Raw genomic sequence first — 21,387 nt, 5'->3', positions numbered from 1 at the left:
GGCTGTTTGACAAGCGTGATCCCGCCGTTTTTGGGAGGCTACGCTCACGGCTTGGGCTCGACCCAAGCCGTGGGTGCCCCGTCAGAAGACGTGCAAAGGATCTTCTGACACAAGAGCAAGGTCAGAAGTCAAAACTGAGTTGGTCCAGGCGCTGGAGATTGATTGTCCGCAAAAGCACAAACGGCAGGATCGCATCGGCCACCGGCTGCAATTGCCGGGTCAGGTAGTGGTCGTAGTCGATGGCCGAATGCCGGGTCTCCAGCGGCTCGGGGCCAGCCACGGTAATCACATAACTGATCCAGCCTCCGTTCTGGTACTGCCGGGGCCGTCCCTGACGCTGGTTGAAGTCGTCAGCCATCCGCGCAGCACGCACATGCGGCGGCACGTTGCGCTGGTAGTCAACCAGTGGCCGGCGCAGACGCTTGCGGTAGATCAGCAACTCATCCAGCTCCCCGGCCAGGGTCCGGCGCACATATTCGCGCACATAGGCCTGGTAGGGCTGGCGCCGAAAGATCCGTTCGTAAAGCTCCTGCTGGAACTGCCGGGCCAGCGGCGACCAGTCGGTACGCACACTTTCAAGTCCCTTGTAGACCATCTCTTCGTGCCCGTCAGCGCGCTGGACCAGGCCGGCATAGCGCTTCTTGCTGCCCTCCTCGGCACCGCGGATGGTCGGCATCAGGAAACGTTTGTAGTGGGTCTCGTATTGCAGCTCCAGAGCGCTGTCCAGGTCATAGCTGTCGCGTAAATGCTCGCGCCACCAGTGGTTGACCTGCTGCACCAGGCGCCGCCCGATCACCTCGGCGTCCGCTTCGCTGTGGGCGCTCTTGAGCCAGACGAAGGTGGAATCGGTATCGCCATAGATCACCGTATAGCCCTGGGTCTCGATCAGCTCACGGGTACGACGCATGATCTCGTGGCCGCGCAGGGTGATCGATGAAGCCAGGCGTGGATCAAAGAAGCGGCAACCACTGGAGCCCAGCACGCCGTAGAACGCATTCATGATGATCTTCAACGCCTGCGACAACGGCGCGTTATGTTCGCGTTTGGCGGTCTCGCGTCCTTGCCAGACTCGCTCGACAATCGCTGGCAAACAGTGATGCGTGCGAGAAAACCTTGCCCCACGAAAGCCCGGTACCGAGGTGTCGTCACCCGGTTCACGCAGGCCCTCGACCAAGCCCAGCGGGTCGATGAGAAAGGTGCGGATGATCGAGGGGTACAGGCTCTTGTAATCCAGCACCAAGACCGACTCGTACAAGCCGGGCCGTGAGTCCATGACAAACCCACCGGGGCTGGCTTCTTCCGGACGCTCGCCCTGGTTGGGCGCAACAAAGCCCTGACGGTGCATCAGCGGAATGTACAAATGGCCGAATGCGGCGACCGAACCACCGCTGCGGTCGGCCGGCAAGCCGGTAACCGTGGCCCGTTCCAGCAAAAAGGTAAGCAGTTCGGTTTTGGCGAAGATGCGCGTGACCAGTTCGCAGTCCTTGAGGTTGTAACGGGCCAGGGCGGGCTTGTCCTCGGCGAACATGCGGTTGATTTCATCCATTCGCTGGTACGGCGTATCGATGGACTTGCCCTCACCGAGCAGGGTCTGGGCCACACTCTCCAGGCTGAACGAAGGGAAGTTCCAGGTCGCCGAGCGTAGCGCCTCGATACCGTCAATGATCAAACGCCCACTGGCAGCGGCAAAAAAGTGCGCACGGCTGCCATGTTCACGCCACTCCATTGGCTCGCCCTCGCGTCCCAGGCACAGGGGCACTTGCAACTGCTGGGCGTGGGCATGCAACACGCGCAGGTCAAACTGCACCAGGTTCCAGCCGATGATCGCATCGGGATCATGCAGGGCCAGCCAGCGGTTCAAGCGTTCAAGCAACTGCGCACGGCTTTCGCAATACTCAAGTTCGAAGTCGACGCCTGCGGCATCGCCATTGGCCGGCCCGAGCATGTACACCTGACGCTGACCGCAGCCCTCCAGGGCAATCGAATACAGCTCGCCGCGCTCGGTGGTTTCAATATCCAGCGACACCAGCTTCAGCGTCGGCCGATAGTCGGGCGCCGGTTTGAGCTGAGCATCCTGCACAACACCGTGTTCGTCCGGTGTGCCGCTGAAGCTGACCGGGGCGGTGATGAAACGCTCCATCAGGTAGCGCTCGGGCGGGCGAATGTCGGCTTCGTAAACCTGCACTCCGGCAGCGCGCAGGCGCTTCTCCAGCTGTATCAACTGGCGATGTTGACGGCAGTACAGGCCCAGCACTGACCGGTGCTCGAAGTCACGCAGCTCCAGTGGCCGCAGCTCGACCCCGCGCTCACCACGCAGCACGGTCTGGGCCTGCTGGCGATAGGCTGCGGGAATAAAGGCTACTGAGGTCTGCAGTGGCAAGCGCAGACGACGCGGGCCTTGATCGGTGGCCAGCCAGAACTCGACGCAGGTGCCTGCCGGGGTGTCACGCCAATGCCGGGTCAGGACAAAGCCCTGCTGTAACTCCACCGCTGCAACCTCTGAACAAGCTGTCTATGCCGCGATTCTACCCTAGCGGTCGCCCTCGTGCCCGGCACAACGCCATGACGACGAACAACCCGGGCAGACTATTACTCATACAAATAGTCGATCCCTTGCGTGGGCAGCTTAGGCACCCGTGCACACAGGTATTCGCCCAGTTTCTGTATGTGCCGGGCCTGGGGGCTGGACTTGAGCCAGGTCAGGTAATAACCCTCACCAGTCGACACGGCCTGGGGAAACGGCGTAACCAGCCGACCCGCATCGAGCTCGCCACGGGCCAGCAACAAGTCGACCACGGCAATGCCTGCCCCTTGCTGAGCGGCGGACATGCCCTGGTCAAGGGTATCGAAGACTTGACCCCGTTCAAGCCCGACCGCCGATGCGCCCAAGCGGGCCAGCCAGCGCCGCCAGTCGCGGCGGTCCGCCGAGCAGTGCAGGTACTGCGCATCCTGCAAGCCTGCAAATGCCGGTTCGAGTGTCGCGCGGCAGGCTGGGCTGCACACCGGCAGCAACCACTCATCGAACAGCTTGAGGCTCTGCACATCGGCGGCAAAACGTCCATCAGCCAACAGGATCGCCGCGTCATAGGGTTCGCTGTAGAAATCGATGTGATCGATGTCCATCCACACACTGGAAAGCTGCACTCGACTGTACGACGCCAACTGACGGCAGGACTCAAGTACCCCAAGCAACCAGCGCGTGGTCAGGGTCGAGGGCGCTTTGAGGCGGATGCTATTGCGCTCCTTTTTCAGCAGCGCGCAGGCATTGTCGATGATCTTGAAGCCGACTTTCAGCTCCTGGGCCAACACCCGACCGGGTTCGGTAAGCGACAGCTTCGGGCCGCGACGCTCGAACAACGCGCAGTCGAACAGGCCTTCAAGGGTCTTGATGTGATGGCTGATAGCCCCTTGAGTCAGCGCCAGCTCCCGGGCCGCCCGGGTAAAGGAGCCATAGCGCGCCGCCACTTCGAAAGCCCGCAGGGCCTGCAGCGCTGGAATTCGTTCGGACATGGCTGTTCTCAAGCATGAGTCAAACTAATAGAGAGCCATAGCAACAGGCGTTTTACAAGGCTGTAGGGGCTGTCGAGAATGCCCGGCCACCTCCCTGTTGCTGAGCGCTATTGATGAACACCGCCCTGCTTTTGACCTATGCATTGACCGTCACGCTGTTGATCGCCACGCCAGGGCCGGTCGTCGCCCTGGTCGTCAACACCGCAGCCAGCGCCGGTCGCCGCCAGGCGCTGATGACCGCGGTCGGCACCAACGGCGCCTCGCTGGTGCTGATTGCCCTGGCTACTGGCCTGATTCTCACCAGTGCGGCCATCGCCCCGCACTTGCTGACCGCACTAAGCCTGGTGGGCTGCCTGTTCATCGGCTACCTGGCCATTGCCAGCCTGCGCCAGACACGGGCGCAAAAGGCCGATGCCACCGTGACATCCAGCACGCGGGGCAGTCTATGGAAAGGCTTCGCCATCGGCCTGTCGAATCCTAAAGACATTCTGTTCTTTGTGGCCTTTTTCCCACAGTTCATCCAGATCACTACTCACACAAGTCACAGTCTGTTACTACTTTCCCTGGTCTGGGTGGTTATCGATTTGGCCATACTGGGCCTGTACATCCTGCTGACGACCTCCCTGGCAACCCCGCAACGACAGCGGCTGATCAGCCTGACCAGCGGTGCTGTGCTACTAGTGATCGCCACAGTGGGGCTGCTTTACAATCTCAAAGCGCTCTGGCCCTGAGGCTTCGTGGCTTTCGAGACCGCTCCTACAACGGTTAGAATATCCGTCTTTCTCCCAGGCCCCTTCGAGCCCCACTATGGACAGTCGGATTGAACCCTGAAAATCACCAGCCTGCTATTTACTTGATGCGCAACCTTCAGATACCACTCTCCAGCGTTATCCCCCTGCTGCGTGCGCGCTTTCTGGGTGTACTGCTGGTGGCACTTGCTCCCGCCTGCGCCTTGGCTGACAGCCCGCCAATCGATCCCCACGCCGACCTGCTGTACCGCCAGGCGCTGACCCTCCTGGAGAAAGCCGACAACCAGATCAGCGGCGTCAGCCTCAAGACCAGCACCGCCGACCAGGACCTTGCACAACAGGGCCAGGCCATGGGTCGTAGCCTGGCACCGGCAGTGAGCCTGTTGAACAAAGCCGTGGAACTGGAGCATCCGGTGGCCCGCTACCGCTTGGCGCTCTACTACATGACCTACCTGCCCGCTGAACAGGTTCCGCCAGTTGCCTGTCCGCTGCTGCAGGCCAGCCTGGCCCAAGGCTTTGCACCCGCCGCCCTGGGGATCGAGGCCTGGTGCACGGACTACCGCCAGAGCGCCGCGTTTGCCAGGGACCTCGAAAACGTCCCGAGCGTGGCCAGCCGCTTCGCCGCCTACTATCCCCAACCTGCCGAGCGCTTGCTGTGCAACCGTGAGCAGCCCCAGGGCCTGGCCATGCAGTGGGGGCGCCAGCGTGACTACCAGGCCGAAGTGTACCGGCTGCAGGGCAACAGCAACCCGGATCAACGTCAGCACTACTGGCAGAAGGCCGTTGACCTCAACGGTTGCTTCTCGGTCCGCCAACGCTTGCTCAGCAGCCAGTATTGAATCTTGCGTAGCACCCGCACCGGGCCTGGACAGCAAGATCGTTCAAGTCACCTGCGCGCAGCTCTGGCATGCTGTGCAACCTTGTTCAATAACCGTCTATTTCCATGTCCAGCCCACCGTTCGCCCGGCAAGCCTTTATCCAGGGCGCCATTGCCATCCTGCCATTGTCCCTGGCCGTTGCTCCCTGGGGGCTGCTGGCCGGTTCCATGGCCATCGAAGCCGACCTCACGCCCTGGGAAGGCCAGGGTCTGTCAGCCATTGTTTTTGCCGGTGCCGCCCAGTTGGTGGCGATCGGCATGATCAAGGGTGGGGCCAACCTGTTCTCGATCCTCTTGACTACCCTGCTGCTGACCTCGCAGCATTTGCTCTACGGCCTGTCGATGCGCCCGGTACTCTCGGGGCTGCCAACGCGCTGGCGGCTGGGCCTGGGTTTTCTGCTGACCGACGAGTTTTTCGCCCTCACCAGCCAGTATGACCAACAGCAGTTCAATCGCTGGTACGCCCTTGGGGTGGGCCTGACGTTCTATATTGCCTGGAACCTGTTCACCCTGGCTGGCATTATCCTCGGCCAGAACATCCCGCACCTGGATCAACTGGGCCTGGATTTTTCCATCGTCGCCACCTTCGTCGCACTGATCGCGCCACTGGTGCGCAACCTGCCCACCGTGGTCTGCGTCGCGGTGTCGTTGTTCAGTTCGGTGCTGTTCAGCTTCTGGCACTGGGAAACCGGTCTGGTAGCGGCCGGTCTGCTGGGTATGAGCGCCGGCTTCATCTCTCAGAAGTTCAGCGGAGCACGCTCATGATCTTTGCCTTGATCATCGGTATGGGTTTGCTGGTGTTCCTCAACCGTTACGCCTTTCTCGAACCGCGCCTGCCGCTACGTTTGAGCTCCAATGCGCGGCAATTTCTGGGTTTTGCCGTACCCGGCATGCTCACGGCGATTTGCGGACCGATCATTTTCCTGCCCGGCCATCAACTCGACCTGAGCCTGGCCAACCCCTACCTGCTGGGCTCGGTGGTGGCGGTGGTGTTGGTACTGTTGACCCGCAGCACCCTGATCAGCATGCTGGTGAGCATGGCTTGCTTCTTCGTCTTTCGCTGGTGGTTGAGCGGCAGCCCATGAACCTTGCACCGCAGGAACAGACCCGCTTCTGGCAAGCGCCAGCCCTCGGCGATATCGAGTTGCTGCATGCCAGGTATTTCCAGCAGCGTTTTGCCCCTCATGTGCATGAAGGCTATGCGATCACCATTATCGAGTCCGGTGCCCAGCGTTTCTGGCACCGCGGCAGTGAACATCTGGCGCCGGTGGGCAGCATGGTGCTGATCAACCCCGATGAACTGCACACCGGTGCCAAGGCTCACGAGCAAGGCTGGCGCTACCGCGGCTTCTACCCGGACAGCGAACGCATCACCGGGGTACTGGACGAACTAGAACTCAAACGCGACAGTTTGCCCAGCTTCGACGCCAGCGTTCTGCACGACCCGCAACTGGCCAAGGCCTTCAGTTGGCTGCACTGTTCGGCTGAACACGGCGCCAGTGCCCTTGAGCAACAGACTGCCTGGCGCGAGGCGGTGTTGCTGCTGGTACAGCGTCATGCCCGTGTGGGCGGCGTGGCCAACGTCCGCCAGCCGGGCAACGAACCCTGCGCCGTGGCCCGGGCCAAAGAATTGATGGACAGTCGCCTGGCTTACCCGCCGTCGCTGCATGAGCTGGCCGAATCGGTCAACCTCTCGCCGTTTCATTTCGCCCGGGTATTCCGTCAGGCCACCGGCCTGCCACCGCATGCCTGGCTCAAGCAGCGGCGCCTGAGCCGAGCGCGGGAGTTGCTGAAGAATGATTGCCTGCCGTTCAACGTGGCCTTTGCTCTGGGGTTTTCTGATCAGAGTCATTTGAACCGGCAGTTCAAGCAGGCTTATGGGGTGACGCCGGGGGAGTATCGGCGTGCCTGTGTCGGGGAGCGTTCGGCTTGAGAATGCAATCGCGGGGCAAGCCCGCTCCCACAGGCTGTGGAAGCGGGCTTGCCCCGCGATTTGGCTTATCCGGCTGGCGCCGAAGTCCGGATCAGGTGATCAAAGGCTGCCAGTGAAGCCTTGGCCCCCTCGCCCAGCGCAATCACGATCTGCTTGTACGGCACCGTGGTCACGTCGCCTGCAGCAAACACACCTGGCAGGTTGGTCTGACCACGGGCATCGACAATGATCTCGCCACGCGGAGTCAGCTCAACGGTTCCTTTGAGCCAGTCGGTGTTGGGCAGCAGGCCGATCTGCACGAAGATCCCTTCCAGCGCGATGTCATGCAGCTCGTCGCTGTTGCGGTCCTTGTAACGCAGGCCATTGACCTTCTCGCCGTCACCCAGCACTTCGGTGGTCAGTGCACTGGTGATCACTTTCACGTTCGCCAGACTGTGCAGTTTGCGTTGCAATACGGCATCGGCACGTAGCTGGCTGTCGAACTCGATCAGCGTGACCTGGGCAACGATACCCGCCAGGTCAATTGCGGCTTCCACGCCCGAGTTGCCGCCACCGATCACCGCCACACGCTTACCCTTGAACAGCGGGCCATCGCAGTGCGGGCAGTAGGCCACGCCACGGCTGCGGTACTCCTTCTCGCCTGGCACGTTCATTTCGCGCCAGCGGGCACCGGTGGCCAGGATCACGGTCTTGGCCTTGAGCGAAGCGCCACTGGCCAGACGTACTTCGTGCAGGCCACCGTCGCTGGCCGGAATCAGCGCTTGGCCACGCTGCAGGTTGATGATGTCGACGTCGTACTGTTTGACGTGCTCTTCCAAGGCCATGGCCAGTTTCGGGCCTTCGGTTTCCTGTACCGAGATGAAGTTCTCGATGGCCATGGTATCGAGCACCTGACCGCCGAAACGTTCTGCCGCGACACCGGTGCGAATGCCTTTACGCGCAGCGTAGATCGCCGCTGCCGCACCGGCCGGGCCACCGCCCACCACCAGTACATCAAAGGCGTCCTTGGCGTTGATTTTCTCGGCCTGGCGCTCACCGGCACTGGTGTCCAGTTTGGCGAGAATCTCTTCCAGACCCATGCGGCCCTGGCCAAACACTTCACCATTGAGGTAGACGCTCGGCACGGCCATGACCTTGCGCGCTTCGACTTCGGCCTGGAACAGTGCGCCATCGATGGCAACATGGTGAATGTTGGGGTTGAGCACCGCCATCAGGTTCAGCGCCTGGACCACGTCCGGGCAGTTCTGGCACGACAGCGAGAAGTAGGTTTCAAAGCTGAACTCACCCTTGAGTGCGCTGATCTGCTCGATCACTTCCAAGCTGGCCTTGGACGGATGACCACCGACCTGCAGCAGGGCGAGCACCAGCGAGGTAAATTCGTGGCCCATGGGGATGCCGGCAAAACGCAAGCCAATGTCCGCCCCCGGGCGGTTGAGCGAGAACGATGGGCGACGCGCGTCGCTACCGTCTTCACGCAGGGTAATCAATGTGGACAGGCTGGCAATTTCCACCAGCAAGTCGCGCAATTCGCGGGACTTCGCGCCGTCATCGAGGGAAGCAACGATCTCGATCGGCTGAGTGACCCGCTCCAGGTAGGCTTTCAACTGAGTTTTAAGCGTGGCGTCCAACATACGGGCGATTCCTTTTTCAAGCTGTAGAAATAACAACGCCCGGGCGAAAGCGCCCGGGCGTTTTGCGGGGCGGCGGCAACGTCAGGTGCGGTAGACCACCGCCCTCGGCTGGCTCACGGTCTTAGATCTTGCCAACCAGGTCCAGCGATGGCGCCAGCGTGGCTTCGCCTTCTTTCCACTTGGCCGGGCAGACTTCGCCTGGGTGGGCAGCAACGTACTGGGCAGCCTTGATCTTGCGCAGCAGTTCGCTTGCGTCACGGCCGACACCGCCGTCGTTCAGTTCAACAATCTTGATCTGGCCTTCAGGGTTGATCACGAAAGTGCCACGGTCAGCGATACCGGCTTCTTCGATCAGCACGTCGAAGTTGCGCGAGATCACATGGGTCGGGTCACCGATCAGCGGGTACTGGATCTTGCCGATGGTCTCCGAGGTGTCGTGCCAGGCTTTGTGGGTGAAGTGGGTGTCGGTGGACACGCCGTAGATTTCTACACCCAGATCCTTGAACTCGGCGTAGTTGTCGGCCAGGTCGCCCAGCTCGGTCGGGCAGACGAAGGTGAAGTCGGCCGGGTAGAAGAAAACCACGGACCATTTGCCCTTGAGGTTGGCCTCAGACACTTCGACGAACTTGCCCTGGTGGTAAGCAGTGGCTTTGAACGGTTTTACCTGGCTGTTGATGATAGGCATGAGTGACGCTCCTTCAGGGGGTAGAGAAAACTGATGGGAGAATCGTAGCCAATACATTCGCTCAATGCTCATTGGCAAAGCTCATGTTGCCGATTGGTTTTGGCTATAAGCCCCGCAACAGATAGGTTGAACCTTCATAACAATGACGCCGGCCGATCTTCAGCGGCGTGCTCGCAGGTCGCCAACAAGCGCATCGGTGCAGCGCCTGCCGGCTTGAGGTCGGATTGCCGATAGGCCAGAAAGCACTGTTGCTGCGCACTGTCCCCCCAACGTACCTGCAAGCGCCCCTGCTCGTTGATGCCCCGCACATGCAATCGGCTGCCCTGCCCGACCATACCCAGCTCATCGCCCGACTCATCCAGCACCTGGGCCGCGAACGGCAAGGCGCCGCCGTCGGCCAAGCGTGCGTCGATCACGGCACTGCGGCCGCTACGGGTGGGGTAATACAGCAACGGCGCGGCACCGGCGCGCGGCACGACTTGCTGGCTGCTGATCTGCAATTCGACATCCTGCGAGGTGCCTTTGGGGTCTAGCTCTACGGTGTTGAGGCTATAGGGCGTCAATTGCGGCAGGACAGCATAGCCGCGCGCATCAAGTCGTACCTGCGGTGCCTGTTTGAGCCGCGCATGCGCTGCCCCCGGCGCATGCACAATGGCAAAGCTCTCGCCAAGTGACTGCGCAGCTGTCAGCCCTCCCGCATGGCCGACCAGTGCACCACGAACGCCCAAAGAGGCCTGACGATAGTCACTATGCTGGGTTAACGCGCCACTGATTTCAGCGACTGGGCCGCTGTAGAGTAAATTCGCATCCAGGCCGGCAGTGTTGCGCTGTTCGTCCTGCCTGGTGGCAAGGCCCAGGCCGTAGCCCCACTCGCCGTACTCGCCGGCGGTGGTACTGAAGCGCGTGGTGGACGTGCGCTGGCCCTGACCACTACTGTTCAGGCTACTGCTCAACGAACTGCGCCGGGTTTCACCGAGGGGCAAGCTCAAGGTCAGGCCGAAATGATTACCTCGCCCCGCCGATGAGTACTGCTCACGACTGGCTGTAAGGCCGTAGCCCAGCGAGCCATAGTGATTGAAGTAACCGAGCGAATAACTCAAATCACTCCGCGCTTGCCGCCAATGCTGTGTGCTGGCGGCCTGCAGCCTCAAGCGGCCACCCTGCCCGCCCAGCCCCTGACTGACTGCAAGGCTGGCCCGCAAGCGCGCACGCGCTTGATCGTGCAGGTTACTCCCGCTATTACCCTGTGCGCGGGCAACGTCATTGAAACCGTAGTAGCCCAGGCTACTGCGGGTCAGATTGACGCTCAGGTCGGTCATCGACGCAGCCATTACCTGGCGCCAGCTCAGGCGCAGTGCCTGACCGCCGGACTGCCCGTGCAGGGCCAGGTCTGTATGTGACTGCAGCATTGTCAACGCCACGGCCCCCAGGCGACTGTTCAACGTCGTGCCCAGCGCGACCGACTGGTAACTATCGGCACCAAGCAGGCCGGCATGGACGCTGAGCTGATTGCTCACGCCCTGTTGCCAGCTACCCTGCACATGTTCCGGCCCGGTACCGCCCAAACCATCGCGCCAGCGCCCGAGGCTGAAGTCAAAACGACTGGCACCTGGACGCAGAGCCAGGGGCGCCACCTGATAAGGCACGGTAAATGTTCGCTGGTTACCATCGGCCTCCCTGAGGGTCACTTGCAGGTCATCGCTGAAGCCGTTGGCGTACAGGTCGCTGATTTCGAACGGCCCGGGTTGCACGGTCGACTCATGTATCACCACCCCGCGCTGGCGTATGGTCAACAACGCGGTGCTGTAGGCAACGCCGCTGACGGTTGGCGCAAAACCGCGCTGCGATGCCGGCAACATGCGTTCGTCACTGCCAAGCCCCAGGCCCAGGTAGGCGATACTGTCGAACACTTCGCCACGGCTGTAGGCCTGGCCCAGGGTCAATTGCGCCTGCCACGCCGGGACGTCGCGCTGTACGTAAGTGGCCACGGGTTGGTAGTGCCGCTCGATGCCTTCCCCGAACTGCACATTGCCTTCGTGGCGCCAGTACCAGGCGCCAGTGTTGACACCACTGCGCAGGCCCAGAAATGACTGGTTCCAGCGTTGGTCATCGATTCGGCTCTGTTGGCTGAACAGATTGAGGCGATAATCGATGAAAGCCGCGCTCGTGCCGCTGTCCCATTGCTCCGGGGGCAGATAATCGCGCGGTGTGTGCAACAGCGCCTGCTGAGCAATCTGCAGGGTTAGCCGCAGCCCGGCAAAGTCCAGACGCTCGCTGGCTTCAAGCCCCAGCGCCGACAACGGCAGGCAGCTGTCGGGAGGCTGCAACTGTTCACGTACAGATGCCGCAAGCTGAGCCCGGTCTACAGCCAGGTCTTCAAGCAAGGCGCCGGTGTAGCAAGGGCTGGCCTGTAAATCGTCACCCTGGCGACGCAAGGGCACCGACCAGCGTCCACTCCAGTTTTCATTGATGACTACATCCAGGAGCTGGTCGTCCTCAGGTACCACATCAGCGTGCTGGAATCGGCTGACATCGGTAGCAGGGCCGCTTTCTCCCTGCAAGAACCTGGCATCGAACTCCAATGCTGCTACCTGGCTCTCACATCCCGCCAGCCCTATCCCAACGCACAACAGTACCCGGACCGGCAGCCGCTGACGGCCGGTAAAAGACCTATTCATTGATGTCGACTCCAGCGCGCTCAGTGCGAGCGCACAACCTCTACGGGTTGTTGTGCAGGCAGCACAGCGCCATAGTCATTGACACTGGCGAAGTGCACGGTAGCCATCGATACCTCGGCCCTATCCATACCCGGCAGTGCAAACAGCCGGGTCGACAAGGGGGCAATATGGCTGCTGGTTGCCTCGTACGCCCGTGCGTTCAAGTGCACGGACAGCTCGGCGAGATTGACGTGGAAACGGCTGGGGTTGTGCGCCTCAAGCACCCAGGCGTTGTCGCGCTTGAACAAACGCCAGGTCAACGCCTGCGGCGCCTGCTGGGCGTTGCCCGTTAGCCCCGGAGGACGGTACAGCAGCTTGATCCGTGAACGCACGGCAACCTGCAAGGCATTGCCCTGGCCTTTGGGTGGAATATCCAGCACGTTGAGCCAGTAGAGGCTCTCACGATCCTGAGCAAAATCATGCTGCCCCTGAAACACACGCAGCGCCTGCCCTTTGCCCGGATCGAGTCGAAACAGCGCCGGTGTCAGGCTGAAGGGCACCTGTAGTTGCTCCACTGGCACGTCCGCTCGACCATCATCGATCCACACTTGCACCAGCGAGGGATGCTCCCCACTGTTGCTCAGGCTTACCGTGACCTCCGCTTCCTTACCGGGATAGATCACCCGGGTCGTGGCAATCACCACACTGGCGTTGACCGCTCCACTGAACAGACAGACAGCCAGCAGCCACCCGCGCCAGAACGGCAGGCAGGGTCTTTTCATGGAAATTTCCTGGGACGACAGCACACAGAGGAAGGCAGCCCATAAAGGCTGCCTGAGGTATCAAGGGTAAATCAGGGTGTACTGCACGCGGGTGTTCACCAGCCCTGGGGTGGTGCTACCCAACGAGTAGTATTCAGCCGAGTAGTTGAGTACCGCACGACCATTGGTGATATCTACAACCTGGGAGTTCTGGCTGCCTTGGGCACCTGCGAGGTTCATTGGCGCATTGGTGTCGTTACGCAGTTGAACTTCGACATTAGCGCTTCCGCCCGCATCAACGATCAGTCGCCCTTGCGGGCTGACGGTAGGACCGGGTTCAAAATAGCTAGAAACACGATTCAAACCAGGAGAGCAGTCAGTCAGTCTCAAGGCAAAAGGTGTGTTGCCTGCAACCTGACCAGGATTGATCAGCAAGCTGGCCGGCACCGGCGGCAAATTCACCGCCACGTTGTTCTGGCCGCCATTGACTTGGCAAGTACTCGCCAGAACGCTACCGCTGAAACTCATCTGACCATTGGCTTGCGCCAGTCCCGCACTCAGAAGAAGACTGCAACCCAGTGCAAGAAGATGCTTTTTTGAAGGTTTCATAGTGACATTCTTGTGGGAAATGATTAGGACAATCAGGCCCTGGCCTGACTGTGCGCTGCTATGCAAAGCCCAGTCAGTATCTGGAATGTCGCTATCGGCGAATGTCAGCTGCAGTCAATCGGAATGACCGCTTTGGTTACAGCCCAAGTAGGAAAAAACACCGACCCTGCGCGGCAGCCCGGCAGGGTCGTGACTCAACGCGAAACCGGCGTGCGCAGGGTAACGAACTCTTCGGCAGCCGTCGGGTGCACACCGATGGTTTCGTCGAACTGCTGCTTGGTCGCCCCGGCCTTCAGCGCAATGCCAAGGCCCTGGATGATCTCGCCGGCATCCGGGCCCACCATATGGCAGCCCAACACACGGTCAGTGTCGGCGTCGACCACCAGTTTCATCAGGGTCTTTTCCTGAACCTCGGTCAAGGTCAGCTTCATCGGCCGGAAGCGGCTTTCGAAGATCTGCACCTTATACCCTTGTTCCAGCGCCTGCTCTTCGGTCAGGCCCACGGTGCCGATGGGCGGTTGGCTGAACACCGCCGTCGGAATGTTCTGGTAGTCCACCGGGCGATACTGTTCGGGCTTGAACAGACGCCGGACCACCGCCATACCTTCGGCCAGGGCCACCGGCGTGAGCTGTACACGACCGATCACATCGCCAATGGCGAGGATCGACGGTTCGGTGGTCTGATACAAATCATCGACGCGAATGAAGCCGCGAGGGTCAAGCTCCACACCGGTGTTTTCCAGGCCCAGGTTGTCGAGCATCGGCCGCCGCCCGGTAGCGTAGAACACGCAGTCTGCCACCAGCTCGCGACCGTCCTTGAGGCTCGCCTTGAGGCTACCGTCGTCCTGGCGTTCGATACGCTGGATATCACTGTTGAACTGCAGGTCCATGCCGCGCTTTTCCAGCTCCTCCTTCAGATGCTCGCGCACCCCGCCATCGAAGCCACGCAGGAACAGGTCGCCACGGTACAGCAGCGAGGTCTTGGCCCCCAGCCCCTGGAAGATACCGGCAAATTCCACGGCGATATAACCGCCACCCACCACCAGCACACGCTTGGGCAGGTCCTTAAGGAAGAACGCCTCGTTCGAGCTGATCGCCAGCTCCTTGCCCGGAATGTCCGGGATCTGCGGCCAGCCACCGGTGGCAATCAGAATATGCTCGGCGCTGTAGCGTTGCCCGTCGATTTCCACTTCATGGGCACCGGTCAGCCTGGCGTGGCCTTCGAGCAGCGTCACGCCGCTGTTGACCAGCAGGTTGCGGTAGATGCCATTGAGCCGCTCGATCTCGCGGTTCTTGTTGGCGATCAACTGGCCCCAGTCGAACTGGGCATCTTCCAGTGACCAGCCAAAGCCTGCGGCCTGCTCAAAGTCGTCGGCGAAGTGCGCGCCGTAGACCAGCAGTTTTTTCGGCACACAGCCGACGTTGACGCAGGTCCCCCCCAGGTAACGGCTTTCGGCAACCGCTACTTTTGCACCAAAGCCCGCGGCAAAACGCGCAGCGCGCACACCGCCGGACCCGGCACCAATCACGAACAGATCAAAATCGTAGGCCATTTCAGTCTCCTTGGCAGGCCGTCAGCATACCTCCAGTAACGGCCAGGAACAAAAAAGCCACCCGAAGGTGGCTTTATCAAACCGCTACTACCGGGCTCAGTAAGCCTTGCCGGTCTTGTAGAAGTTCTCGAAGCAGAAGTTGGTCGCTTCGATGTAACCTTCGGCGCCACCGCAGTCGAAACGCTTGCCCTTGAACTTGTAGGCAATAACGCAGCCATCCTGGGCCTGTTTCATCAGGGCGTCGGTGATCTGGATCTCCCCCCCCTTGCCCGGCTCGGTCTCTTCGATCAGTTTGAAGATGTCTGGGGTCATGATGTAGCGACCGATGATCGCCAGGTTCGACGGGGCATCTTCTGGTTTTGGCTTCTCGACCATGTTGCGTACACGGTACAGATCGTCGCCAATCAGGTCACCGGCGATCACACCGTATTTGCTGGTTTCCTGTGGGTCGACTTCCATGATCGCAACAATGGTGCAACGGTACTGCTTGTACAGCTTGACCATCTGCTTGAGTACGCCGTCACCTTCCAGGTGAACGCACAGGTCGTCCGCCAGCACCACGGCGAACGGCTCATCGCCGATCAACGGACGACCGGTGAGGATCGCGTGGCCCAGGCCTTTCATTTCAGTCTGACGGGTGTAGGAGAACGAGCACTCATCGAGCAGACGACGGATGCCGACCAGGTATTTTTCCTTGTCGGTGCCTTTGATCTGGTTTTCCAGCTCGTAGCTGATGTCGAAGTGGTCTTCCAAGGCGCGCTTGCCGCGACCGGTGACAATGGAAATCTCATTCAGCCCAGCTTCCAGCGCTTCTTCAACGCCGTACTGGATCAGTGGCTTGTTCACCACCGGCAGCATTTCCTTGGGCATGGCTTTGGTAGCAGGCAGGAAGCGAGTGCCGTAACCGGCTGCCGGGAACAAGCATTTCTTGATCATATACGTCCTTAACAAGGGCTATGCGTACTAAATTCGGCGCAGTCTAATCAGGCGGCGGTCACCTTACAATGCCCTGCCACCTGTCGATCGTTGCCATGATAGAGAAATCCTAGTGTAGATAGTTCCCGCAGTTCGTAAATATTGCGCCAGACAATGACCACCGGCATGGGTTTCAGGCTCGGCAACCGAGGACAATACGCCTGGTAGAACCTGACTCCAGTGTCAGAACTGCACATCAAGAATCACACTGTCCAGGTAGGTGCCAGCCGGCGGTGTAGGCTGATCGGAATAAACCTTGGCGTTGTAGTTAAAAACCTGACTACCGGTCCCGGTACCGGCTCCCGGATTGATGTCGGCGTCACTGCTGGCGCGCCGGGCACTGGAGAGCGCGCCCCAGCGCTGCGGACCGGCGCTTTTGTAAATGTCATAAGCCAGGTAGTCATTGGCACTGGACTTCATCCGCCGCCGCCCACCCGCCGCATTCTGGCCGTCATCCAGGCCGACCGTGTAGTTGCTACCCTTGGTGCATGACAGGTTGATGCTCTGATTGACCGCGGTAAAGCCACTGATCACCGGGGCACTGCCAAAGCTGATGGCCGGCGTGGTGATCTGGCAATCGTTGGTCACTGTCAGACTGATGGTCAGATTGGTTGACTGCGTCAGGATCTGACGACCGATGCACGCGCCGAGCAGGCCGATGCCATAGCAGTAGTTGATGTCCCACTCCACCACAAACGATTCCTGATACAGGCCCGCCGCGACATTGCTGCCGATCAGGCTTTTCAGGTAGATCGGCACACTTTTGGGTGAGCTGCTGTTGAGCAGCCCGAGCGCGTCAATAATGCCGTTGCGGGCAAAGTCGTAGCGTTGGTTGCGGTTAATGACAAAGCTGGTGGTGTTGTTGGCATACAGGGTGTAAGTGATCACATCACCTGTGGGCCCGACCAATCCGCTGCTAGCGCCGACCGGGGTGAATGTGGCATAAAAATGGTCGTCGCTGGCCAATAGGCTCAGCAGCGAGCCGGTACACTCCAGGCCGGCGTTGCTGGTGGATGCGGACTGCACCACATTGCGCACCTGCGTCGAGTTGACCGAGCCGAAACTGGCCGGGCTGGTCGCCACCACCGAGCACAGGGCCTGCGCCTGGGTACTGGCCAGCAACGCCAGGACCACCAGCAAACGCTTCATTGACACACCAGCGGCCCGATCAGCGGCACCTGCGGTTGATCGCCCTCAACACTGAACTGCACACGACAGCGGTCACCATCGCTGCGTTCGACCGCCAAGCTATTGTGTTCGGCCAGCCCCTCCAGATAGACCAGCCCATCCCACCCGACAACGGTGCGAGTGCCACGCTGTTCATCCAACACCCGGCTGCCCAGTGGCAGGTCGCGCTGCGTGGCGTCGACCAGGTGAATACTGGCCGCTACCACCCGTTGCATCGGGAACTCCAGCAGATAACCCGTGCCGCGACGTACCGCCAGGCGCTGTTCGACCTGCGGCACTTGCACGGTACTGGGCAGCTCCATCGGGTCGATCTCGTATTTCCCCCGGTAGTAACCGCTGCTCCAGGGCACCAGCAAATGCCCATTGCTGTCGGTGCGGCCGACCAGTTGGTTCTCGTAACGCACCGGTACATCGGCAAAACCATCGGTACTGACCAGCACAAAAGCGTCGTCAATGCGATTGGCGGCAAACACCCCGGCATCCATCCACACCAGTGAGCCGCTGGCATCTGCCCAGCGCGTAGTGTCGCCATCAGTGCCATAGGCGCCAACCTGCAACTGCACCGCCTGCAGGCGCCAGGTCAGGTCGGCCTGACGATAGGCCTCGCGGTCACCATCGGCATAACCGAGGTTGTAGCCCACGCCGCCGTCGGCCGGCACCGCACGGCTGTAGTTGACCCGTTGCAGACTTTCGCCATCCTTATTGCGTTCAAGGCTCAAGCTCAGCGTTGCGCTCAAATCGAACGGAATCACCCATTGCGCCTGAACAGCCCATTGGCTATCACCGATCTCGCGGTTGGCCGACAGGTACAGGCTGCTGTTGCCCCACAAGGGCTTGCTCCAGCTCAGGTTGAACAGGCGGGTGCGGCTATTGTCACCGGCACGCACATCGAAATAGCCAGCACCCAGGCTGCCATAGCGCTCCAGGTTCAGGCTCAGGGTGACGTGTTCGCTGCGCTGGCTCAGGCGCGTGTAAGGGCTGTCGACCAGTGACAGGTCGGCGTAATCGCCGCGACGTTGCAAACGCTGATAATTGAAGCCCAGACGCGAGCTGTTGTACTGATAGCCCAGGCTCCACTGCTGCCCGCTGCTGCTGTCGAAGCTGCTTTGGCTCAACGCCGCATTGACCACACCCCAGTTGCCGACCTGCCAATTGCCACCGACACCGCCCAACGCCAGGGATTCAGCGGCTTCGGCGTGACTTTCCAGGGTGAAGCGATCACTCAGGCCATAACGCAGGCTAGCGGCGGCCACGCCCGGACCGTAGGAAAAATCGCGCAAGGCATAGTCGCGACGCAGGCTGCCGGCAGCAACCGAGAAATCGCTCAGGCCCTTTTGCAGCAAGTTGCTGGTGACATAGAACGGCAAGGTGGTGGACACCTGGCGACCCAGGGCATCGGTAGTCACCACCACTGCTTCACCGGCGCCATTGATAAAGGGGATGTTGGTCAGGGTGTAGGGCCCAGGCTGCAGCTCGGCGCTGGAACTTTTGTAGCCGTTGATGAACAGATCCAGCGATGAGGGGACCGCCGCTTCGCCGGCGAACGCCGGCAAGGGATAGGTGACCAGGTCCGGGCGCACGGCGAAGTCCCGCGAGACCTGCACGCCGCCCAGGCGCACCGAGCTGGTCCAGGGCAAGGCGCCACTGAGCACGTCGCCCACTTCCAGCGTCAGCAGGCGCGCTTCGTCACTATAGCGCCAGGTGCTGTCATAGCGCCGAAAGCCGTGCTGGCTGTCATCGAACTCGCTGCTGCCCATGGCCTGGCGCCACTGCCCCGTGGTCGATAAGGTGCCCCAGCTGTCAAACAGGCGCAGCTCGTTCCAGGCGGCAAGATAGGTACCGCCGTCGTCGGTGTCGTTCAGGTACAGGTCATAGTTCAGCAATGCTCCAAAGCTGCTGCGGGCATCGCTGGCCGGGTACAACTGACGGTTACCGATGGCCTGAGTCGGTAGCCAGGCGGCGGGCACTTGCAGGAGCAGGCGCTGGCCCTGACTGTCGTAGTCGCTGTGCAGACCGCTGATCGTGTCCAGGGCCACTTCAGCGCCGCTCAACCCCGGCACCCGGATACCCGCCGCCTGCAGGTCCGCCGTGGCCATGTACAGGCGCCCGGCGCGTTGCTGCACCGCCACCAGCTCAGGGCTGCTCATCTGATTGACCACCAGTTCCAGGTACAACTGCGCCTCGCCAATCGCTTGCAGGCTGGGCGGTGGCGGTGGCAGCTCGCCGCCACGCAACGGGCCGCAGCCCAGCACCAACAGCGCACAGGCCGCCAGCACCCGCCAGCGGGTCGTGGCCGGTGAAATACTCACACACAGTATCCAACCATTTCCGGGTCCTCCCTGGCCCCTGTTCCCGCCGTATCACTGAGCGCTTATTGCCCCTGACTCAGGGTCTGTGCTGGCTCCTGACCGTTGATCCGGCCTTTGAGCACCGTGGCCGCTGTCATCGGTTGCGGCACCGGCCAGCGCATGCTGGCGCCGGGCAGTACGTAGCCGAGCAGACCTTCGACCAGCGGGCGGTTGTGTCCAGCCTGTTGCAGTACGACATCGGTCAGACGCGCATGCACAGGCCCGGTATTGCGAATTTCCACATAGGGCCGGCCCTGCACCGAGACCACGCGCCAGCTCAGCGCCGGCTTGCCGACACCGCTCGGGGAGCGCTGGCCGCTGGCGTCCGGCTTGCCCCACAGGCCCTGGCCATAGACGAACAGCGGTATCGAGTAGCGCATCTGAAAACGGATCGCAGCGTGCGGTTTGTCAATGGTGGTGGCGTCCGGCAAGGCCGGCGGGATCTCATCGATAATGATCCGGTAGGCTTGCTCCTGGCCCGCCGGGGAGGCACCGGTGCGGGTCAGACGGATCAACTGCTTTTGCCCCGGAGCGATATTCGCCACCGGTGGGCTGCCAATAATCTCGCGCTGAGCCTGGTACTGATCGTCGTAGTCGCCCTGGCGCCAGGCGAACACCCGCACCTGCAGGTGGGCCGCTGCTGTGCCGCGATTTTCCAGCCACAGCGCCGTGGCTTTCTGGTCAGCCTCAAGCACCGGATCAATTGGCCAGATCAGCACCGAGGTCGCCGCCTGCAGTGGTGCGCCGAACAGCACCGCCAGCATGCAGCCAAGCCCTTTGATTATCCCGCGCCAATTGCCTGCGCTTACCCTCATCCACAGTCTCCTTGGTTGTCGAATACACCCGGCAAGTCTTCTCACCAGGTCAGCACCACTTGCACCACATCGGTGTAGCTGCCTGCCGGCAGGGTGCCGCTCAATTGCGCCTGGGCATACACCGGCAACTTGATTGCATTGGGGTCGCTGTAGGTCACCGCAACGCTCTGATCGATACCCAGGTTCTGGCTGAAGCCGGCGTCGCCGAACAATTGGTAGGCCAGCAATTGCGAGCCCGTGCTGCGTTTGAGATTGCGGGTGCCGCTGCTGGTGTTCTGTCCGCCACCGATGCTCATGCTCAGTGCCACTCCCGGCGTACATTGCAGGGTCACGCTGGTGCCAGTGAGTGCGGTGCTGACAGTGCCGCTGGCCAGCGCCGAATGGCTGCCGAAGTTGAGGTTGCCGTAGTGACTCACCCCGCCGACCACCAGGCATCCCGCCACCACCTGGGCACTGACCTGGAAGCTGCTGCCGACTTGTGCTGTCAACGGCGCGGGGGCGCTCCACACCAGCACCGCCATTAGCCCATACAGCGGGCGTAACACGCCTCAGAAACTCAACTCGACGTTCACCGTGTCGGTGTAGACCCCCGCCGGCAGGCCAGCCTTGCCCTTGGCCAGGCCATAAAGGTTGACCGTCTGCGCAACGCCGGTGCTGGTCGGCAGGGTGATCGTGCCGTTGATCGCCAACAGCTGGGAATGCCCTGCGTCGGTATAGAAGTCATAAGGCACAAAGTTGCCAGCGCCATCGGCCAGCGCCCGGGTACCACCAGCGGATTGAGAATCGTGGGCACCCGTACCGATTTTCACCACCGGCACCGTTCCACTGGAGCAAAGGATACTCATTGCCCCGCCACCACCGCCCAGCACCTGACCCGGGGCCTGGGTGAACAGCGCATCCAGGGTGCCGAAATTCAGCGCACCGAAATCCAGACCACTGCTGCCGCTGGCACCATTGACCTGACAGCTGGCAGTCAAGGTCAGGGTGGCATCGATCTGCCCGGTAACGCTCGCGGCCTGGGCTTGCGTACACAGCACGAGACCGATACCGGCAAAGATGAAGCGAGAAATGTAACGCTGCATGAGTCACTCCTTGC

At 61.2% G+C, this 21,387-nt stretch carries 19 protein-coding genes; 5 read left to right on the top strand and 14 right to left on the bottom strand.

Annotated elements, in window-relative coordinates; genetic code table 11:
- Positions 1-121: 121 nt before the first annotated feature.
- Positions 122-2,488: a DNA polymerase II gene (locus C6382_RS03290; protein ID WP_107023114.1), complete on the bottom strand. Its 2,367-nt coding sequence runs from the start codon at positions 2,486-2,488 to the stop codon at positions 122-124.
- A 101-nt stretch (positions 2,489-2,589) separates the two neighbouring features.
- Complete coding sequence (locus C6382_RS03285) at positions 2,590-3,510, bottom strand: LysR substrate-binding domain-containing protein (RefSeq protein WP_107023113.1); 921 nt, start codon at positions 3,508-3,510, stop codon at positions 2,590-2,592.
- 113 nt (positions 3,511-3,623) lie between these two features.
- Between C6382_RS03285 and C6382_RS03280 the strand changes: the two genes are divergently transcribed.
- The 5 genes from C6382_RS03280 to C6382_RS03260 all read left to right on the top strand — a co-directional run bounded on the left by C6382_RS03280 (position 3,624) and on the right by C6382_RS03260 (position 7,069).
- Positions 3,624-4,241, top strand: a complete 618-nt coding sequence (locus tag C6382_RS03280) for a LysE family translocator (RefSeq protein ID WP_107023112.1) — start codon at positions 3,624-3,626, stop codon at positions 4,239-4,241.
- Between the two features lie 125 nt (positions 4,242-4,366).
- Positions 4,367-5,098 carry a sel1 repeat family protein gene (locus C6382_RS03275; RefSeq protein ID WP_371919563.1) on the top strand — a complete coding sequence of 244 codons (732 nt, stop codon included), beginning with the start codon at positions 4,367-4,369 and terminating at the stop codon, positions 5,096-5,098.
- Between the two features lie 104 nt (positions 5,099-5,202).
- The gene (locus tag C6382_RS03270; RefSeq protein WP_107023111.1) at positions 5,203-5,901 is read left to right on the top strand and encodes an AzlC family ABC transporter permease; all 699 of its coding nucleotides are present in this window, start codon (positions 5,203-5,205) and stop codon (positions 5,899-5,901) included.
- Positions 5,898-6,221 (top strand): AzlD domain-containing protein, encoded by a 324-nt coding sequence (locus C6382_RS03265; protein WP_107023110.1) that lies wholly within the window; start codon positions 5,898-5,900, stop codon positions 6,219-6,221. Before C6382_RS03270 ends, C6382_RS03265 begins: the two co-directional genes overlap by 4 nt.
- The gene (locus C6382_RS03260; RefSeq protein WP_107023109.1) at positions 6,218-7,069 is read left to right on the top strand and encodes an AraC family transcriptional regulator; all 852 of its coding nucleotides are present in this window, start codon (positions 6,218-6,220) and stop codon (positions 7,067-7,069) included. Before C6382_RS03265 ends, C6382_RS03260 begins: the two co-directional genes overlap by 4 nt.
- A 65-nt stretch (positions 7,070-7,134) precedes the next feature.
- On the opposite strand, the gene ahpF is transcribed toward C6382_RS03260, so the two are convergent.
- The 12 genes from ahpF to C6382_RS03200 all read right to left on the bottom strand — a co-directional run bounded on the left by ahpF (position 7,135) and on the right by C6382_RS03200 (position 21,373).
- Positions 7,135-8,700 carry an alkyl hydroperoxide reductase subunit F gene (ahpF, locus tag C6382_RS03255; protein ID WP_107023108.1) on the bottom strand — a complete coding sequence of 522 codons (1,566 nt, stop codon included), beginning with the start codon at positions 8,698-8,700 and terminating at the stop codon, positions 7,135-7,137.
- Between the two features lie 121 nt (positions 8,701-8,821).
- Positions 8,822-9,385, bottom strand: a complete 564-nt coding sequence (ahpC, locus tag C6382_RS03250) for an alkyl hydroperoxide reductase subunit C (protein ID WP_107023107.1) — start codon at positions 9,383-9,385, stop codon at positions 8,822-8,824.
- Positions 9,386-9,519: 134 nt separating this feature from the next.
- Complete coding sequence (locus C6382_RS03245; RefSeq protein ID WP_107023106.1) at positions 9,520-12,063, bottom strand: fimbria/pilus outer membrane usher protein; 2,544 nt, start codon at positions 12,061-12,063, stop codon at positions 9,520-9,522.
- A gap of 20 nt (positions 12,064-12,083) precedes the next feature.
- A complete protein-coding gene (locus C6382_RS03240) occupies positions 12,084-12,824 on the bottom strand; it encodes a molecular chaperone (RefSeq protein ID WP_107023105.1) in 741 nt (246 codons plus the stop codon).
- A 60-nt stretch (positions 12,825-12,884) separates the two neighbouring features.
- Positions 12,885-13,412 (bottom strand): fimbrial protein, encoded by a 528-nt coding sequence (locus C6382_RS03235; RefSeq protein WP_107023104.1) that lies wholly within the window; start codon positions 13,410-13,412, stop codon positions 12,885-12,887.
- 194 nt (positions 13,413-13,606) lie between these two features.
- On the bottom strand, positions 13,607-14,965 hold the full coding sequence (gorA, locus tag C6382_RS03230; protein ID WP_107023103.1) for a glutathione-disulfide reductase: 1,359 nt from the start codon (positions 14,963-14,965) through the stop codon (positions 13,607-13,609).
- A gap of 96 nt (positions 14,966-15,061) precedes the next feature.
- The gene (gene galU, locus C6382_RS03225; RefSeq protein ID WP_107023102.1) at positions 15,062-15,901 is read right to left on the bottom strand and encodes a UTP--glucose-1-phosphate uridylyltransferase GalU; all 840 of its coding nucleotides are present in this window, start codon (positions 15,899-15,901) and stop codon (positions 15,062-15,064) included.
- A 222-nt stretch (positions 15,902-16,123) separates the two neighbouring features.
- Positions 16,124-17,089 (bottom strand): spore coat U domain-containing protein, encoded by a 966-nt coding sequence (locus C6382_RS03220; protein ID WP_107023101.1) that lies wholly within the window; start codon positions 17,087-17,089, stop codon positions 16,124-16,126.
- A complete protein-coding gene (locus C6382_RS03215; RefSeq protein WP_371919562.1) occupies positions 17,086-19,380 on the bottom strand; it encodes a fimbria/pilus outer membrane usher protein in 2,295 nt (764 codons plus the stop codon). The genes C6382_RS03220 and C6382_RS03215 overlap by 4 nt, the downstream gene beginning before the upstream one ends.
- A gap of 119 nt (positions 19,381-19,499) precedes the next feature.
- Positions 19,500-20,291 carry a molecular chaperone gene (locus tag C6382_RS03210; protein WP_107023100.1) on the bottom strand — a complete coding sequence of 264 codons (792 nt, stop codon included), beginning with the start codon at positions 20,289-20,291 and terminating at the stop codon, positions 19,500-19,502.
- Positions 20,292-20,332: 41 nt separating this feature from the next.
- Complete coding sequence (locus tag C6382_RS03205; protein ID WP_107023099.1) at positions 20,333-20,812, bottom strand: spore coat U domain-containing protein; 480 nt, start codon at positions 20,810-20,812, stop codon at positions 20,333-20,335.
- A gap of 27 nt (positions 20,813-20,839) precedes the next feature.
- Positions 20,840-21,373 carry a spore coat U domain-containing protein gene (locus C6382_RS03200; RefSeq protein ID WP_107023098.1) on the bottom strand — a complete coding sequence of 178 codons (534 nt, stop codon included), beginning with the start codon at positions 21,371-21,373 and terminating at the stop codon, positions 20,840-20,842.
- Positions 21,374-21,387 lie beyond the last annotated feature (14 nt).

Source organism: Pseudomonas sp. BBP2017 (assembly GCF_003024385.1).
Taxonomy (GTDB): Bacteria; Pseudomonadota; Gammaproteobacteria; order Pseudomonadales; family Pseudomonadaceae; genus Aquipseudomonas.
This window is presented reverse-complemented; position numbering and strand designations above follow the sequence as displayed.